Annotated in this window: 11 protein-coding genes; 10 read left to right on the top strand and 1 reads right to left on the bottom strand. The window is 74.1% G+C overall.

What is annotated here, in order from left to right; all coding sequences use genetic code 11:
- Nucleotides 1–236 precede the first annotated feature (236 nt).
- The 4 genes from GNZ18_RS40155 (at nucleotide 237) to ilvC (ending at nucleotide 6738) form a co-directional block, all read left to right on the top strand.
- Entirely contained in the window at nucleotides 237–3101 is a 2865-nt protein-coding gene (locus GNZ18_RS40155) for a putative bifunctional diguanylate cyclase/phosphodiesterase (protein WP_156222756.1), read from the top strand.
- A gap of 172 nt (nucleotides 3102–3273) precedes the next feature.
- Nucleotides 3274–5145, top strand: coding sequence for an acetolactate synthase large subunit (locus GNZ18_RS40150; protein ID WP_281378267.1), 1872 nt, complete (start codon nucleotides 3274–3276; stop codon nucleotides 5143–5145).
- Nucleotides 5146–5150: 5 nt separating this feature from the next.
- Nucleotides 5151–5675 carry an acetolactate synthase small subunit gene (ilvN, locus tag GNZ18_RS40145; protein WP_156222752.1) on the top strand — a complete coding sequence of 175 codons (525 nt, stop codon included), beginning with the start codon at nucleotides 5151–5153 and terminating at the stop codon, nucleotides 5673–5675.
- Nucleotides 5676–5754: 79 nt separating this feature from the next.
- On the top strand, nucleotides 5755–6738 hold the full coding sequence (ilvC, locus tag GNZ18_RS40140) for a ketol-acid reductoisomerase (RefSeq protein WP_156222750.1): 984 nt from the start codon (nucleotides 5755–5757) through the stop codon (nucleotides 6736–6738).
- A 65-nt stretch (nucleotides 6739–6803) separates the two neighbouring features.
- On the opposite strand, the gene GNZ18_RS40135 is transcribed toward ilvC, so the two are convergent.
- A complete protein-coding gene (locus GNZ18_RS40135; protein ID WP_312875019.1) occupies nucleotides 6804–7601 on the bottom strand; it encodes a Slp family lipoprotein in 798 nt (265 codons plus the stop codon).
- A 138-nt stretch (nucleotides 7602–7739) separates the two neighbouring features.
- Between GNZ18_RS40135 and GNZ18_RS40130 the strand changes: the two genes are divergently transcribed.
- The 6 genes from GNZ18_RS40130 (at nucleotide 7740) to serA (ending at nucleotide 16427) form a co-directional block, all read left to right on the top strand.
- Nucleotides 7740–8339, top strand: a complete 600-nt coding sequence (locus GNZ18_RS40130; RefSeq protein ID WP_156222748.1) for a PadR family transcriptional regulator — start codon at nucleotides 7740–7742, stop codon at nucleotides 8337–8339.
- Entirely contained in the window at nucleotides 8336–9052 is a 717-nt protein-coding gene (locus GNZ18_RS40125; protein ID WP_156222746.1) for an ABC transporter ATP-binding protein, read from the top strand. Before GNZ18_RS40130 ends, GNZ18_RS40125 begins: the two co-directional genes overlap by 4 nt.
- Entirely contained in the window at nucleotides 9049–11667 is a 2619-nt protein-coding gene (locus tag GNZ18_RS40120; RefSeq protein WP_156222744.1) for an FtsX-like permease family protein, read from the top strand. The genes GNZ18_RS40125 and GNZ18_RS40120 overlap by 4 nt, the downstream gene beginning before the upstream one ends.
- 208 nt (nucleotides 11668–11875) lie before the next feature.
- On the top strand, nucleotides 11876–13459 hold the full coding sequence (locus GNZ18_RS40115) for a DUF2079 domain-containing protein (RefSeq protein WP_156222742.1): 1584 nt from the start codon (nucleotides 11876–11878) through the stop codon (nucleotides 13457–13459).
- 389 nt (nucleotides 13460–13848) lie between these two features.
- Complete coding sequence (locus GNZ18_RS40110; RefSeq protein WP_312875018.1) at nucleotides 13849–14517, top strand: thymidylate synthase family protein; 669 nt, start codon at nucleotides 13849–13851, stop codon at nucleotides 14515–14517.
- Between the two features lie 323 nt (nucleotides 14518–14840).
- Nucleotides 14841–16427, top strand: a complete 1587-nt coding sequence (gene serA, locus GNZ18_RS40105; protein WP_156222740.1) for a phosphoglycerate dehydrogenase — start codon at nucleotides 14841–14843, stop codon at nucleotides 16425–16427.
- Nucleotides 16428–16862: the final 435 nt, after the last annotated feature.

The following is a 16862-nucleotide window of genomic DNA, read 5'->3' as shown; positions in this document are numbered from 1 at the left end:
ACGTACATTGAGCGACACGGTGAACCCGCAGTGCAGCAACGTCGCTGATCTCCGGCCCGCGCAGGCGTTGCGCGGGCCGTCCGCTCCGCGCCGACCCCGCGCGGGGCACGATCCATGACCTTCCGGGCGTTACCCGAGCGACCGGTGAGGTATCCGGACTCATGTCCCCTCTCGGCGCGGTGCCCGCGTCCGCGAGGGCCGGACGCTCCCATCGGGGCAGGAAGGGACACGGCGCGATGAGCGGCGAGATCGCCAGGCGCAGGCCCGCGCGGACGCTGCCGGTCGCCCTGGCCGCGGTCGTGGGCGTGCTCTACGCCACCGGCTCGCTGCTGGGCTGGGGCGGCACGGCCTTCATCGCCTGGGCGGAGGCGGGCGCGGCCGGCGCGGCCGCCGTCTCGCTGCTGGCGTCGGTGCGCGGCTCCGGCGGCCGGGCGGCGGGCGGGCCCGACGGCGCGGTGTGGCGGACGTCATGGCGCTGGTACGGCATCGCCGCGACCTGCTGGTTCGCGGGCGCGGTGACGAGCGCGGCGGCGGGCAACCTCAGCCGCAGCGCGCTGTCGCTGTCGGTGCCCGACCTGTTCTACCTGGTGGCCGCCGCCGCGCTGGTGACGGGCCTGGTGGTGCCGGTGCGGCTGCCCCGCGACGCCCGCACCTGGCTGCGGTACGCCGCCGACACCCTCGTGTGCGCGTGCGGGCTGTTCCTGCTCGGCTGGGTGGCGCTGTTCTCCTCGCTCTACCACCAGACCCAGGAGTCGCCGCCGGAGTTCTTCCTCGAACTGCTGTACCCGCTCGTCGACACCGTGCTGGTGTGCGGGGCGCTGCCGTTCGCGCTCGGCGCGGCGCGCGGGCCGAGCGCCCCGGCCAGGCGTCCGGCGTGGATGGGGTACGGGGCGCTCGTCGCGTTCGCGGTCGCCGACATCGTGACCACGGTCGTCCGGCTGGACGGCGGGCTGCCCGCCGACGACCCGGCCGACATCCTGCGGCTGGCCGGGCTGCTGCTGCTCATGCTGGTGCCCTGGACGGGCCCGGCCCAGGTGCCCGCCGCCGAGACCGACGACATCCCCGAGGACGCCGTCCCCGACGCCCCCGGCGCGGATGCCTTCGGCGCCGCCCGGCCCGCCGAGGAGTGCGGCCGGATGATCGGGCCGGGCCTCGCGCCCGCCGTGATCGCCGCCGCGGCGGGCGTGTTCGTCGCCGGGCACTCGCTCACCGGCGAGAACGGCCTGGAGCCCGTGGTGGCGATCGTCGCGGGCTCGGCGGTGCTGGTGGTGCTCGCGCGGCTGGCCGGGCTGCTGCGCGAGAACGACGCGCTGCGCCGCGCGGTCGACACCGGCGAGGAGCACTTCCGCGCCCTGTCGGAGAGCATCAACGACGCCGTCCTCATCTGCGACCTGGACGCGACCGTCCAGTACGCCAGCGCGGGCGCGCTGCGCACCTACCGCTACGCCGCCGACGAGCTGCTCGGACGCCCGCTGCACGAGATCATCCACCCGGAGGACCTGCCCCGCGTCCAGGAGGCGTTCACCGAGTTCGCGGGCGAGGAGCCCGGGTCGCTGCGGGTGTCCTGCCGGGTCAGGGCGGCGGATGGGACATGGCTGCCGACCGAGTCGACGATCTCCCGGTACGCGGGCACCGGCGAGGCGCCCGGACGGCTGCTGGTCACCACCCGCGACCTCAGCGAGCAGGCGGCGCTGCAACGCCAGGTCGCGCACCTGACCTTCCACGACGGGCTGACCGGCCTGCCCAACCGCTCCTACCTGGAGGAGCGGACGCGGGAGCTGATCTCGCGCACCCGGGGCGGCGGCCGGGTCGCGGTGGTCTTCGTCGACCTCGACGGCTTCACCGCCGTGAACGACTCGGCGGGCCACGCGGCCGGCGACCAGGTGCTCGCGCAGGCGGCCAGGCGGCTGCGCGCGACCGTCCAGGCCGACGACACCGTCGCGCGGTGGGGCGGGGACGAGTTCGCGGTCCTCGTCCAGCTCCCCTCGGACGAGGGGGAGACGCGGGCGGCGGTCGAGCTGGCCGGACGGCTGCTGCGCGTGCTGTCGGTCGAGCCGTACCAGGTGGGCAGCAAGCAGATCGTGCTGACCGCGAGCGTCGGCATCGCGTTCGCGGGGGACGAGGAGCACCCGGCGGGCACCGCGCCCGCCTCGGGCGGCGAGGCCGGGCGCCGGGTCCGGCGCACCGCCGCCGACCTGATCCGCAACGGCGACCTCGCGATGGCCAGGGCGAAGGAGGCGGGCGGCGGACGGGTGGAGGTGTTCGCGCCGCACATGCACGCCGACGTCGTCCGGCGGCTGGAGCTGGGCAGCGACCTGCAGCGGGCGCTCGCCGAGGAGCAGTTCGCGGTGGAGTTCCAGCCGGTGGTGGACCTCGCGACGTCCCGGGTGACCGGGGTGGAGGCGCTGCTGCGCTGGTGGCGGGGGAGCGAGTCGGTACCGCCCGAGGAGTTCATCGGCCCGGCCGAGGAGTCGGGCCTGATGGTCCCGCTCGGCGACTGGGTACTGCGCGAGGCGTGCCGCGAGGTCGCCCGCTGGCGGCGCGACTCCTGGGACGTCGGCCTGTCGGTGAACTTCACCGCCCGGCAGATCGCCGCGCCCCGGTTCGTCGCCTCGGTCGCGGCGGCGCTCGCCGAGACCGGGCTGCCGCCGCACGCGCTCACGCTGGAGGTGCGCGAGGAGGTGCTCGTCGAGGACGCGGGCCAGAACGTGGAGCGCCTGTCGGAGCTGCGCGACCTCGGCGTCCGGCTCGCGATCGACGACTTCGGCACCGGCTACGCCTCGCTCGCCTACCTCGGGCAGCTCCCGGTGGACGTCATCAAGATCGACCCGTCGTTCGTGGCGGGGCTCGGCTCGGACGAGACGCTGACGCTGCTGACCCGCACGATCGTCCGGCTGGGCCGCGACCTCGGCATCACCGTGGTGGCCGAGGGCATCGAGCGCCCCGAGCAGCTCGAACTGCTGCGCGGGATGGACTGCCCGAGCGGCCAGGGGTTCCTCGTGGCGCGGCCGATGGCGGCGGGGCGGGTGGAGTCGCTCGTCCGGACGAACCTGTCCACGCAGGGCAGGCCGGGCGAGGTGCCGCTGCCCCTTCCAGGCTGACCCCCTCCGCCCGCGGAGTAGGTTTGACCTGGGAGAACGCGGCGTGGCCCGGGTCACCCTGCGGCGTTGTCTTGTCTCAGGGAGTGAGACATTTTGTTCAAGGATTTGACCAGGGGCGCGAAGTCGGCGAAAGTGAGTGCCGTGCAGAGGACTTCCATCATTCTCGTAGTACTTGGTCGGCGCGCAGGCTGACCAAGCTTTCCGACCTGCGCGCCTCCCCTCGACCGCCTCACGGCGGCGGGGGTTTTTTGTTGCCCGGCGAGCCCACACTCCTCTCCCCAAGGAAACGCAGATCATGACGACCGAACAGATGACGGGAGCCCAGGCGCTGGTCCGCGCCCTGGAGAACGTCGGCGTCGACACGGTGTTCGGCATTCCGGGCGGCGCGATCCTCCCGGCCTACGACCCGCTCTACGACTCCGGCAAGCTGCGCCACATCCTCGTCCGGCACGAGCAGGGCGCCGGCCACGCGGCGCAGGGCTACGCGATGGTCACCGGACGGGTCGGGGTGTGCATGGCCACCAGCGGGCCCGGCGCGACGAACCTCGTCACCGCGATCTCCGACGCCTACATGGACTCGGTGCCGATCGTGGCGATCACCGGCCAGGTCGCCTCGTCCCTCATCGGGACCGACGGCTTCCAGGAGGCCGACATCGCCGGGATCACGATGCCGATCACCAAGCACAACTTCCTGGTGACCCGGGCCGACGAGATCGCGCGCACGGTCGCCGAGGCGTTCCACATCGCCGGGACGGGCCGTCCCGGGCCGGTGCTGGTCGACATCGCCAAGGACGCGCTCCAGGCCATGGTCGAGTTCACCTGGCCCGTCCAGCTCCAGCTCCCCGGGTACCGCCCGGTCACCCGGCCGCACTCCAAGCAGGTCCGCGAGGCGGCACGGCTGATCAGCTCGGCGCGGCGGCCCGTCCTGTACGTCGGCGGCGGCGTGCTGAAGGCCGGCGCGTCCGCCGAGCTGCGGGTGCTCGCCGAGCTGACCGGCGCGCCCGTCGTCACGACGCTGATGGCCAAGGGCGCGCTGCCCGACAGCCACCCGCTGCACATGGGCATGCCGGGCATGCACGGCGCGGTCGGCGCGGTCGGCGCGCTCCAGCGCGCCGACCTGCTGGTCACCCTCGGCGCCCGCTTCGACGACCGGGTCACCGGCAAGCTGGACGGCTTCGCCCCCGACGCGAAGATCGTGCACGCCGACATCGACCCGGCCGAGATCTCCAAGAACCGGCACGCGGACGTCCCGATCGTCGGGGACGCGCGGGAGGTCATCGCCGACCTGATCGTCGCCGTCCAGAACGAGCACGCGGCCGGGCGCAAGGGCGACTACGAGGACTGGTGGCGGCAGCTCAACGCCTGGCGCGACACCTACCCGCTGGGCTACGACACGCCCGCGGACGGGTCGCTGTCGCCGCAGTACGTCATCGAGCGGATCGGCGAGCTGGCCGGGCCCGACGCCTACTACGTCGCCGGCGTCGGCCAGCACCAGATGTGGGCCGCGCAGTTCATCAAGTACGAGCGCCCGGGGGCGTTCCTGAACTCCGGCGGCGCCGGGACGATGGGCTACGCCGTCCCGGCCGCGATGGGCGCCAAGGTCGGCGCGCCCGACACGCAGGTGTGGGCGATCGACGGCGACGGCTGCTTCCAGATGACCAACCAGGAGCTCGCGACCTGCGCGATCGAGGGGATCCCGGTCAAGATCGCCGTGATCAACAACGGTAACCTCGGCATGGTCCGGCAGTGGCAGACGCTGTTCTACGACGGGCGCTACTCCAACACCAACCTCCACAGCGCGAAGCGCATCCCCGACTTCGTCAAGCTCGCCGAGGCCTACGGCTGCGTGGGGCTGCGCTGCGACCGGGCCGAGGACGTCGACGCCGTCATCGCCAAGGCCATGGAGATCAACGACGCGCCCGTCGTCATCGACTTCGTCGTCCACCAGGACGCGATGGTCTGGCCGATGGTGGCCGCCGGCACCACCAACGACGACATCAAGATCGCTCGTGACATGGCCCCCGACTGGGAGAACGGAGACTGACCCCGATGAGCCTGCACACCCTCTCGGTGCTGGTGGAGAACAAGCCCGGGATCCTCGCGCGGGTCGCGGCGCTGTTCTCCCGGCGCGGCTTCAACATCGAGTCGCTCGCGGTCGGCACCACCGAGCACCCCGACATCTCCCGCATGACGATCGTCGTGAACGTGGAGGACCTGCCGCTGGAGCAGGTCACCAAGCAGCTGAACAAGCTGATCAACGTCCTGAAGATCGTCGAGCTGGACCGCTCGGCCTCGGTCCAGCGCGAGCTGGTGCTGGTCAAGGTGCGCGCCGACGCCGAGACGCGGTCCCAGGTCCTGGAGACGGTCCAGCTGTTCCGTGCCAAGGTGGTGGACGTCGCGCCGGACGCCGTCACCATCGAGGTCACCGGCAACCGCGACAAGCTCGACGCCTTCATCCGGGTGCTGGAGCCGTTCGGCATCAAGGAGATGGTCCAGTCGGGCATGGTGGCCATCGGCCGCGGCGCCCGGTCCATCACCGACCGCTCGCTGCGGGCCATCGAGCGCAGCGCGTGACCCCGCGGGGAGACCCGCACGCGTCCTCGCGCGATCCACATGATCCATAACACTGAAAGGCAGCAGCACTGTGGCTGAGATGTTCTACGACGACGCCGCCGACCTGAGCGTGATCCAGGGCAGGCACGTGGCGGTCATCGGCTACGGCAGCCAGGGGCACGCGCACGCGCTCTCGCTGCGCGACTCCGGCGTCGACGTCCGGGTCGGGCTCCGCGAGGGCTCGGCGAGCCGGGAGCTGGCCGAGGCCGAGGGCCTGCGGGTCGTCACGCCGGCGGAGGCGGCCGAGGAGGCCGACCTGATCATGCTGCTGGCCCCGGACCACCACCACCGGGAGATCTTCGAGAAGGACATCAGGCCCGCCCTGGTCGAGGGCGACGCGCTGTTCTTCGGGCACGGCTTCAGCATCCGCTACGACCTCGTCCAGCCGCCGGAGGGCGTGGACGTGGCGATGGTCGCGCCGAAGGGGCCGGGCCACCTCGTCCGCCGCCAGTTCGTCGCCGGCCGCGGCGTCCCGGTGATCGTCGCGGTGGAGAAGGACCCGTCGGGCAACGCCTGGCCGCTGGCGCTGTCCTACGCCAAGGCCATCGGCGGGCTGCGCGCGGGCGGTATCAAGACCACCTTCACCGAGGAGACCGAGACCGACCTGTTCGGCGAGCAGACCGTGCTGTGCGGCGGCGTCTCCGAGCTGATCAAGACCGGGTTCGAGGTGCTCACCGAGGCCGGCTACCAGCCCGAGGTCGCCTACTTCGAGGTGCTCCACGAGATGAAGCTGATCGTCGACCTCATGTACGAGGGCGGCGTGTCGAAGATGTACTGGTCGGTGTCCGACAACGCCGAGTACGGCGGCTACAGCCGCGGCTCGCGGGTGGTCACGCCGGAGACCAAGGCCGCGATGAAGAAGATCCTCGGCGAGATCCAGTCCGGCGAGTACGCCAAGGAGCTGGTGGAGGAGTTCGAGGGCGGCCAGACCAAGTTCCGCAAGTACCGCGAGGAGCTGGCCGAGCACCCGATCGAGAAGACCGGCGCCGAGCTGCGTCCGATGATGAGCTGGCTGAACGACTGAGCCTTCGCTGACTTCTCCGGAACCGCCCCTGGACGGGCCGTGCCCGTCCAGGGGCGGTTCCGCGTTCAGCGCAGGAGGCGGCGCAGGACGCGGGTGTGCAGCGGGACGCGGCGCGCGCCCGCGGTGACCAGCAGCGCCAGGTGGCCGCCCTTGGTGAAGTAGAGCGTGGCCTCCCTGGGTTCACGGCCCTGGATCGTCCTGCGCTGGGGGACGGGTTTGAGGCGCGGCGCGCGCACCGAGCCGAACCGCGCCTCCCGGGTCACGCCGAGGGCCGTGACGGTCACGTGCGCGTCCCAGCGTCCCGGGGCGAGGACGGCGGGGTCGACGAACGACTCGAAGCCGCCCGCGCCCGGCTCGCGGTGCTCGGCGGCGAAGCCGTGCTCCCTGCCGGAGGCCCGCTCGCGCAGCACCACCTCGACGGCCGTCCGGTGCGTCTCGACGCGTTGCAGGACCGCCGCGCCGCGCAGCCGCACCCTCCCGCCCTGCCAGGACGCGGCGTCCAGCCGGTGGTCGACGCCGACCTCGCCGGTGATGTCGGCGTCCTGCCGGGAGACGCCGCGCAGGTAGGGGTAGAGCGCGTAGATCCGGCCGCCGACCACGACGGCGCCCGCGGGGCTGCCCTCCGCCTCGTCCCGGATGAGGCGCTCCAGCTCGTCGCGCAGGCCGTTCTGGATGCAGAACGCGCGGAGCCGGACGGAGGCGGGCAGCGCGGCGCGCGCGGCGTCGCTCAGCCCCTCCTCGCCGAGGACGTGCCGGGTGCCCTCCACCAGCCGGTCCCGCTGGACCCGGTCCAGGTCCAGGTAGCGGTGGTCGTAGACGCGCAGGACGTCGCGCAGGACGCTGATCGTGCTGTCCGAGGTCACGGCTCTCTCCCGGTGGTCGCTCGCTCCGGTTACGGTAAGGCTCGCCGTGATCGCGGGCGGTGAAATCCGGGGAGCGTGTCTCCGCGGCTGCATACCCGGTATTGCCAGCGACATACGCGGTATGCATACTTGGTAGGTATGTCGATCCGTCATGGCCTGCTCGCGCTGCTGGCCCAGGGCCCCCGCTACGGCTACCAGCTGCGCGCCGAGTTCGAGACCTCTACAGGGGCCACCTGGCCGCTCAACATCGGGCAGGTGTACTCGACGCTGTCCCGCCTCGAACGGGACGAGATGGTCACCCGGGTCGGCGCCGACGACGAGGGGCGGTTCGTCTACCGGATCACCCCGGCGGGCGAGCGGGACGTGCTGCGCTGGTTCGCCACCCCGATCGCCCGCGGCGACCGGCCCCGCGACGAGCTGGCGATCAAGCTCGCGATGGCCGTCACCACGCCCGGCGTCGACGTCCGGCAGGTCGTGCAGACCCAGCGCACCGCGTCCCTGCGCGCCCTCCAGGATTTCACCCGGCTGAAGGCCGAGGCGCCGCGCACGCCCGCCGACCAGGGCGACACCGCGTGGCGGCTCGTCCTGGAGTCCATGATCTTCCAGGCCGAGGCGGAGGTGCGCTGGCTCGACCACTGCGAGAGCTTCGTCGCGCGGGCGCTGCCGCCGGCCGCCCCGCCCGGGACCGCCGCCGACGTGGCGGACCTGCCCTCCGGCAGCGAGGAGGCGCGGCGATGAGCGTACTGGCGATGACGTCGGTCTCCCGCGACCACGGCGCCGGCGCCGGCCTCGTGCACGCCCTCGCCGAGGTCAGCCTGGAGGTCCGGGCAGGCGAGTTCGTCGCCGTGATGGGGCCGTCGGGGTCGGGCAAGTCGACGCTGCTGACGCTCGCGGGCGGGCTCGACACCCCCACCTCCGGGCAGGTCGTGGTCGAGGGCGCCGACCTCGGCGCGATGCGCGCCGCCGCGCGCTCGGCGCTGCGGCGCCGCAGTGTCGGCTACGTCTTCCAGGACCTCAACCTCATCCCGAGCCTCACCGCCGCCGAGAACGTGATGCTGCCCCGCGAGCTGGACGGCGTCCGCGCCAGGCGGGCGCGCGAGGAGGCCGGGCGGGCGCTCCAGGAGGTCGGCGTGGCCGACCTCGCCGCAAGGTACCCCGACGAGATGTCCGGCGGCCAGCAGCAGCGGGTCGCGATCGCCCGCGCGCTGGTCGGCGACCGGCGGCTCGTCCTCGCCGACGAGCCGACCGGCGCGCTCGACAGCCACACCGGCGAGGACGTCATGCGCATGCTGCGGGCCCGCTGCGACGCGGGCGCCGCCTGCCTGATGGTCACCCACGAGTCCCGGCACGCCGCCTGGGCCGACCGCGTCGTGTTCCTGCGCGACGGGCGGATCGTGGACGCCACGCCCGGCCGCCCCGGCCCCGAGACGCTGCTGCAGGAGGCCCGGTGAGGGGCTACCTGCCCGTCCTGCGCATGGCGCGGCGGGACGCGCTGCGCGCCAAGGGGCGCACCGCCCTCGTCACCTGCATGATCGGGCTGCCCGTCGCGGTCATCGTGGCGGTCGCCGTGCTGGTCCCGACCATGGAGTGGTCGCAGCGGGAGGCGCTGCCCTACGAGCTCGGCGCGGCCGACGCCCGGCTCACCGGCACCGGGCACGGCGCGCTCAGGCAGGACCCGCTGGAACCCGCGCTGGGCTACTCCTACGCCCCGCCGGCGAAGGACACCCCCTGGACCACCGAGGAGATCACCGAGCGGGTCAAGGCCGTGTACGGGCCGGGCGCCCGCGTCCAGCCCTACGCCCAGGGGCGGGCGCTGGAGCTGCGGACGCCGCGCGGCTACCGCGAGGCCCAGCTCACCGAGCTGGACATCCGCGACCCCATGACCCGGGGGATGTACGACCTCGTCGAGGGCCGGGCGCCCGCCGCGGCCGACGAGATCGCGCTGTCGCCCTCGCTGGCCGGGCGGGAGTTCCCGGTCGGCGCCACCGCGCGGGTCGGCCGCGACGGCGCCGCCAGGCGCGTCGTCGGCCACGTCCGGGACCCGCGCGACCTCGACCGCCCGGTCGCGCTCGCCCTCCCCGGGGCGTTCCCCGGCGCCGCGCCGCGCGCCGACCAGGAGTGGCTGGTCAGCGCCGGCCGCCCGGTCACCTGGGCCGACGTCGGCGAGTTCAACAAGACCGGCATCGGGGTGCTCTCCCGCGAGGTGGTGCGCCATCCGCCGCAGGTGTCCGCCGCCACGGGCGACTCGGACGGCGCCGGGGACGGCGCGTGGCTGGCGATCACCGCGATGGTCGTCGCGATGATCGTCCTGGAGATCGTGCTGCTGGCCGGGCCCGCGTTCGCCGTCGGGATCCGCCGGCAGCGGCGCATGCTCGCGCTGGTCGCGGTGGCCGGCGGCGGGGCGCGGCACCTGCGCGCCGTCGTGCTCGCGAGCGGCCTGGTGATCGGGTGCGCCGCCGCCCTCGCGGGCGCCGTGCTCGGGATCGCCGCCGCCGTCGCCGCGCGGCCCGTCGCCAAGGCCGTGGAGCACACCGTGATGGGTCCGCTGGAGGTGCCGTGGACGCTGGTCGCGCTGACGATGGCGCTCGGCGCGGGCAGCGGCCTGCTCGCCGCGTACGTGCCCGCCAGGCAGGCCGCCCGGCTGGACGTCGTCGCCGCGCTGGCCGGACGCAGGGACCGGGCCCCCGCCCGCCGGGGCTGGCCGATCGCGGGCGGCGCGGTGGCCGGCGCCGGCGTCGTGCTGTGCCTGGCCGGTGCCGGCCCGCTCCACGAGTTCGGCCCCGCGCTCGGCGCGGTCTGCATCATCGTCGGCCTCGTCATGGCGGGGCCGTGGCTGGTGGGCGCCGCCGGGCGGGTCGCCGGCCGGCTGCCGGTGCCGCTGCGCCTCGCCGTCCGCGACAGCGCGCGCAACCGCGGCCGGTCCGCGCCCGTCGTCGCCGCGATCATGGCGGCGGTGGCCGGGATCACCGCGCTCGCCATCGCCGACGCCAGCGACCTGCGCCAGGAGCGCGTGGAGTACCTGGCGCAGATGCCGATGGGCTCGGCGCTCGTCCGGCCCCCGCTCGACCGGGCCGACGCCGTGCGCGGCGCCGTGGCGCGGGAGCTTCCCGGCGTGCCCCTCGTCGACGTGCGGGTCCTGCCGGGGGAGAACTCGGTCTGCCAGGGAGGGGAGACCGCCGACTGCCCGTCGGTGGGCTTCAGCTCGAACGGCGCCGGAGGCGCCGCCCGCATGTTCTATCTCGACGGCGTCGTCGGCGGCGCGCGGGAGGCGCGGCTGCTGCTCGGGCGCGACGACCCCGCCGTCGCCCGCGCGCTCGCCGAGGGCAAGGTCGTCCTTTTCGGCTCCGGTTCACCCGCGGACGGCACGACGACCGCCACCGTCTCGGTGTGGAAGGACGACCGGCGGCATGTGCTGCGGAAGGTGCGGCTGCCCGCCGTGGGCGTGGCGGCCGACCCGCACGTCCCCGCCCTGGTGCCGCCGTCGCTCGCCTCGAAGGTCGGCGTGCCTGCCCGGGTGGAGGGGTTCGGCGTCGACCGCGCCGACCACCGGGTGAGCAAGGCGGAGGAGGGGCGGCTGCGGGAGGTGGTCGCCGGGTTCGGCGAGCGCCAGGGGGAGGGCGGGGTCTACGTCGAGCGCGGCTTCAACCGCTCCAACACCGGGCTCATGGTGCTGCTCGCGGTGGCGGGCGGCGCGCTGGCGCTCGGCGGCTCGCTGATCGCCACCGGCCTGTCGGCCGCCGACTCCCGGCCCGACCTCGCCACGCTCGCCGCGGTCGGCGCGCGCCCGCGGACGCGCCGGCTGCTGATGATGGGCCAGGCGGGGTTCGTCGCCGCGCTGGGCTGCTGGCTCGGGCTCGCGGCGGGCATCGTCCCGGGCATCGCCGTGGCGCGCCCCCTCACCGAGGTGCCGCAGGGCGACGGCAACCCCACACCGCACGGGACGATCGTCGAGATCCCCTGGGGAGTCCTCCTGCTCATCGGCGTGGTCGTCCCCCTGGTGGCCATGGCCGCGGCGGGGCTCCTCACCCGCAGCCGCCTCCCGATGTCCCACCGCCTGGCGGGCTGACCTCGCGGCGCCCCGTCCCGCGGCGGGCCGACACCCCGATGGCGGTTGCCGGCTCCGGGGCGGGGCATCGGTCCTCCCGGGGGCGGCGCCGCCCCCGCGTGCGAAGGGCCGTCGGGAGGTGTTCGTGGGGATCGTCGTGGCCGGTCGCGGCGGGCGACAACCCGCCGCGAGTCAGCGCGGGGGGCGGGCGGCTGGTAGCGTCCGGCGCGTGGCTGAGGCGGTTGTGGTGGAGGGGCACGTGGACGAGGCCCCGACCGGCCGCGTGGGGGGGACGCGGCAGCGGCGGCGGCGCGCCGCGCTCTGGGCGCTGGTCGCGGCGTGCGCCGCGGTGTACGCGTCCTACTCGCTGATGCGGCTGCGCGCCTTCCGCGCGAGCAGCTACGACCTGGTGATCTTCGACCAGGCGATCCGCTCCTACAGCCGCTTCGAGCTGCCGGTCGCGATGGTCAAGGGCGTCCACAACGGCTTCGGGCCGCACTTCGCGATCCTCGGCGACCACTTCTCGCCCGTCCTCGCCCTGCTGGCGCCGCTGTACTGGATCCACGACGGGCCGGGGACGCTGCTGGTCGCCCAGGCCGTGCTGTTCGCGCTCGCGATCGTCCCGATCTGGCGGTACACCGAGCGCCGGTTCGGCGCGGGCGCCGCCTACTGCGCGGCCGCCGCCTACGCGCTGTCGTGGCCGGTCGCCGAGGCCCTCGCGTTCGACTTCCACGAGGTCGCGTTCGTGCCGGTGCTGTCGGCGCTCATGGTGGAGCGCTACGACGCCGGGCGGCGCGGCTGGGCCGCCGCCGCCGCGCTCAGCCTGCTCCTGGTCAAGGAGGACATGGGGCTCCTGCTCGTCGGCTTCGGCTTCTTCCTGCTCACCCGGCACGACCCCGAGCCCGGCGCCGACACCCGGCGCCACCGGCGGGAGGCGGGCGAGGAGGGCACCGGGCACGGCGGGTGGCTGCCGCGCGGCGACCGGCGCGCCGGGCTCGCCTACATCGTGGGCGGGCTGGTCGCGACCTGGGTCAGCTCCCGGCTGATCATCGCGGTCTTCGGCGGCGACAACGACTACTACTGGGCCTACGGGTCGCTCGGCCCCGACCTGCCGCACGCCGCCGTCCACGCGCTCACCAACCCGTGGGACGTGCTCGCGGTCCTCGGCACGCCCCCGCACAAGCTCGGCACGATGGCGCTGCTCGTGCTGCCGCTGCTGCTGCTCCCGCTGGCCTCGCCGCTGACGCTGACCGTACTGCCGCTGCTGGCCGAGCGGATGCTCGCCAGCCGCTTCGGCAACTGGTGGGAGCCGCACTACCACTACAACGCGTTCATCATCGCGGTGCTGGTCATGGCGTCGGTGGACGGCGCGGCCCGGCTGCGGCGCAGGCTCTGGCCCCGCGCGCGGGCGCGGCTGCCCGCCGCGCTCCCGGCGGCGGCGATGCTGACCGCGGCGGTCGTGTGCGTGCCGTTCTTCGCCTTCGTCCACCTGGCCGACCCCGCGCTGTGGCGGCGCAACGACCGGGCCCGCGCCGCCGCCTCGGCCGCGGCGCGGATTCCGGACGGCGCGCTCGTCGAGTCGGCGAACGCGATCGGGCCCGCGCTGTCGCCGCGCGCCCGCGTCCTGCTGTGGGACGGCCAGCCGCGCCGGGCGCCCTGGGTGATCGCCGACGTGGAGCGGCTGGAGTTCCCGTTCCGCACCCTGGCCGAGCAGCGCCGCAGGGTCGAGTCGCTGCTCGCGGGCGGCTACCGGGAGGTCTACCGCGCGGACGGCTACATCGTGCTGCACCGCGACGTCGCCGACCCCTGGTGACCGGACCCGGCCACCGATCAGCACCGGCCGCCGGGGCGGCCGGTGCGATGACCCGGTGCGATGACCCGCCTGGCGCGGATGGGTCGAAACGCCGGTGAAGGTCATCGACTTGACAAGACGTGCTACCTTTTCCGGCCACTTTGCTGGATACTTGAGGAAAGTCGCGACGGCCGCGGCCGAGCCAGGGAAACTGCGCGAACACCCGTGTGACCGCTGCCGGAACGGCGTTGGGGCGGAGCGCATGAGCGGTGTCAGGCTGATCGGGAAGACGGCAGGGCGGCGATCCGGCCGGGGCGCGGAGTTCATTTCCGGCACGGCATCGCCGAGGGCGAATGACCCCCCGTTCCGCGCAGCGGAGCGCCGGGCGGAAATCGGCGGGGAGTCGTGACGTGGCTCCGGGACGGGAGCACGACGTCCGGCGCTTCGAGACGTGCGGGCAGGCGTGGATCGGCGCGCTGCGGCACGTGTGGACGGCCGGCGTGGCCGGCCTGGACGACTCCGGGCCCATCATCGAGGGCCCGCCGGTGCTGTTCGAGGTCGCCTCACTGAGCTGGGAGGACCCGCTGCTGCGCGAGCACGGCGACCGGGTGGGGCTCGCCCGCCGGGCGCGGGAGCGCACCCGGCCGGGCGCCCAGGAGCGGGACGGCCCGGGGCTGCGCGGACCAGGGCTGTGCGGCCCGGGGCTGGGCGGAGCGGGCGGCGTGGACCGGCTCGGCTGGGTCGTGGACCTGCTGCGGGCCCGGCCGTGGACGACGAGCGCGTGGATCCCGCTGGCGCTGCCGGGCGAGCCCGCCGAGGGCCTGCCCTGCGTGACCGCGCTGTCGTTCCGCATCCGCGGGTACCGGCTGATCATGACCGGGATGTTCCGCTCGCAGGACGTCTACGGCGGCTACCTGACCTACATCCCGCTGCGCGGCGTGCAGCTCCAGGTCGCCGAGGAGCTGGGGCTCCCGGCGGGGCCGCTGCGGGTGTTCGTGGACGTCCCGCACGTCCGGGTCGCCGACGCCGAGCGCGTCGCGGCCGTGCTGACCGCCTTGCCGAAACCCAGTGCGGCCTAGATCACCCTGGGGTGTCCCTAGGGAAACCCTAGAGAGACCCTAGGGAACCGGCGCCCGGGACGGAGCGCCGGCCGTACCGGCCCAGGCCAGGGACCTGCGGCGGAGGCGGCATCAGCGACAAACCGGTACCGCCCGGTCACGCCGCTGTCACCCGCGAGCCGCCCGGCCCGCCGCCGACCCGGCGTTCCGCGCGAGATAGACTCGCCTGCGGGGGCGAGGGCACGACGAGGTGACTCGCGACTTCACCTGCACTCCGCATATCCGCACCGGGCGCAGAATCCCACCCATCCGGCGCACATCCGACTTCCGAAGGACTGTTCCCTTTGAGCAAGCCCGTCGTCCTCGTCGCAGAAGAGCTCTCCCCGGCCGGCATCGCCGTGCTGGAGTCCGATTTCGAGGTCCGTCACGTCGACGGCAGCGACAAGGCGCTCCTGCTGCCCGCCGTCGCCGACGTCGACGCGCTGATCGTCCGCAGCGCGACCAAGGTCACCGCCGAGGTCTTCCGCAACGCCAAGCGGCTCCGGGTCGTCGCCCGCGCCGGCGTCGGCCTCGACAACGTCGACGTGGAGTCCGCCACCAAGGCCGGCGTCATGGTCGTCAACGCCCCGACCTCCAACATCGTCACCGCCGCCGAGCACGCGCTCGCGCTGCTGCTGGCCACCGCGCGGAACGTGCCACAGGGCCACGCCGCGCTCAAGCAGGGCGAGTGGAAGCGCTCCAAGTACACCGGCGTCGAGCTCCAGGGCAAGACCGTCGGCGTCCTCGGCCTCGGCCGCATCGGCGTCCTGGTCGCCCAGCGCCTCGCCGCGTTCGACATGAACGTGATCGCGTTCGACCCCTACGTGCAGGCCGCCCGCGCCGCGCAGCTCGGCGTCCGGCTCGTCACGCTCGACGAGCTGCTCGCCGAGAGCGACTTCATCACCGTCCACCTGCCCAAGACCCCCGAGACCCTCGGCCTCATCGGCGACCGCGAGCTGCACCTGGTCAAGCCGAACGTGCGGATCGTCAACGCCGCGCGCGGCGGGATCGTCGACGAGGAGGCGCTCGACCTCGCGCTCAAGGACGGCCGCGTCGCCGGCGCCGGCATCGACGTGTTCAGCACCGAGCCGTGCACCGAGAGCCCGCTGTTCCACCACGACGCCGTCGTCGTCACCCCGCACCTCGGCGCCAGCACCCACGAGGCGCAGGAGAAGGCGGGCACGCAGGTCGCGCGGTCGGTCAAGCTGGCCCTGTCGGGCGAGTTCGTCCCGGACGCGGTGAACGTCCAGGGCGGCGCCGTCGCCGAGGACGTCAAGCCCGGCCTGCCGCTCGCCGAGAAGCTCGGCCGGATCTTCACCGCGCTCGCCGGCGGCGTCCCCGTCCGGCTCGACGTCGTCGTCCGCGGCGAGATCGCCGAGCACGACGTCAAGGTGCTGGAGCTGGCCGCGCTCAAGGGCGTGTTCGTGGACGTGACCGAGGAGGCCGTGACCTTCGTCAACGCGCCCCTGCTGGCCCGCGACCGCGGCGTCGAGGTCACCCTCACCACCAGCGAGGACAGCCCCGACTGGCGCAACGTCGTGCAGGTGCGCGGCACGATGTCCGACGGCACCGTGGTGTCGGTGTCCGGCACGCTCACCGGCCCCAAGCACGCCGAGCGGATCATCGAGATCAACGGCTACAACATGGAGCTGGTCCCGACCGCGCACATGGCGTTCTTCTCCTACGTCGACCGGCCCGGCATCGTCGGCGCCGTCGGCAAGCTGATCGGCGACGAGCAGGTCAACATCGCCGGCATGCAGGTCGGCCGCGACGCCAAGGGCGGCCGCGCGCTGATCGCCCTCACCGTCGACTCCGCCATCGCCCCCAAGCTCGTCGACGCCATCTCCGCCGAGGTCGGCGCCGACATGGGCCGCCGCGTCGAGCTGAGCTGAACTCGTGAGATCACGGCCCGAGGGGACCTGCCTGGCGGCTCGTCCCCTCGGGCCGCGATCGTGCGGACGCGGACATGTTGACTTCAATCCCGGCCCAGGCGGGCTCGCCTAGCGGTTCGCCCACCTGACCGGTCTTATGCGAGCGCGGCTGTTTGTGTCGCGATCCCGGCCCGGCGTGCTCTCTGAGGGCCCGCATGCTGAGCGATCTCGTGCGAGCGCGGCTGTTTCGTCGCGATCCCGGCCCGGCGTGCTCGCCTGGCGGCGCGCACGCTGACCGCCCTTGGGCGAGCGCGGTTTTCTCGCGATCGCGGCCCGGCGTGCTCTCTGAGGGCCCGCATGCTGAGCGATCTCGTGCGAGCGCGGCTGTTTCGTCGCGATCCCGGCCCGGCGTGCTCGCCTGGCGGCGCGCACGCTGACCGCCCTTGGGCGAGCGCG

It is taken from the genome of Actinomadura litoris, from assembly GCF_009733595.1.
GTDB lineage: Bacteria > Actinomycetota > Actinomycetes > Streptosporangiales > Streptosporangiaceae > Spirillospora > Spirillospora litoris.
This window is presented reverse-complemented; position numbering and strand designations above follow the sequence as displayed.

What these genes read in the sequence shown, in the direction of transcription:
- GNZ18_RS40130 (WP_156222748.1), top strand. Translation starts at nt 7,740, where the DNA reads ATGTCGATCCGTCATGGCCTGCTCGCGCTGCTGGCCCAGGGCCCCCGC.
- GNZ18_RS40155 (WP_156222756.1), top strand. Translation starts at nt 237, where the DNA reads ATGAGCGGCGAGATCGCCAGGCGCAGGCCCGCGCGGACGCTGCCGGTC.
- ilvC (WP_156222750.1), top strand. Translation starts at nt 5,755, where the DNA reads ATGTTCTACGACGACGCCGCCGACCTGAGCGTGATCCAGGGCAGGCAC.
- ilvN (WP_156222752.1), top strand. Translation starts at nt 5,151, where the DNA reads ATGAGCCTGCACACCCTCTCGGTGCTGGTGGAGAACAAGCCCGGGATC.
- GNZ18_RS40125 (WP_156222746.1), top strand. Translation starts at nt 8,336, where the DNA reads ATGAGCGTACTGGCGATGACGTCGGTCTCCCGCGACCACGGCGCCGGC.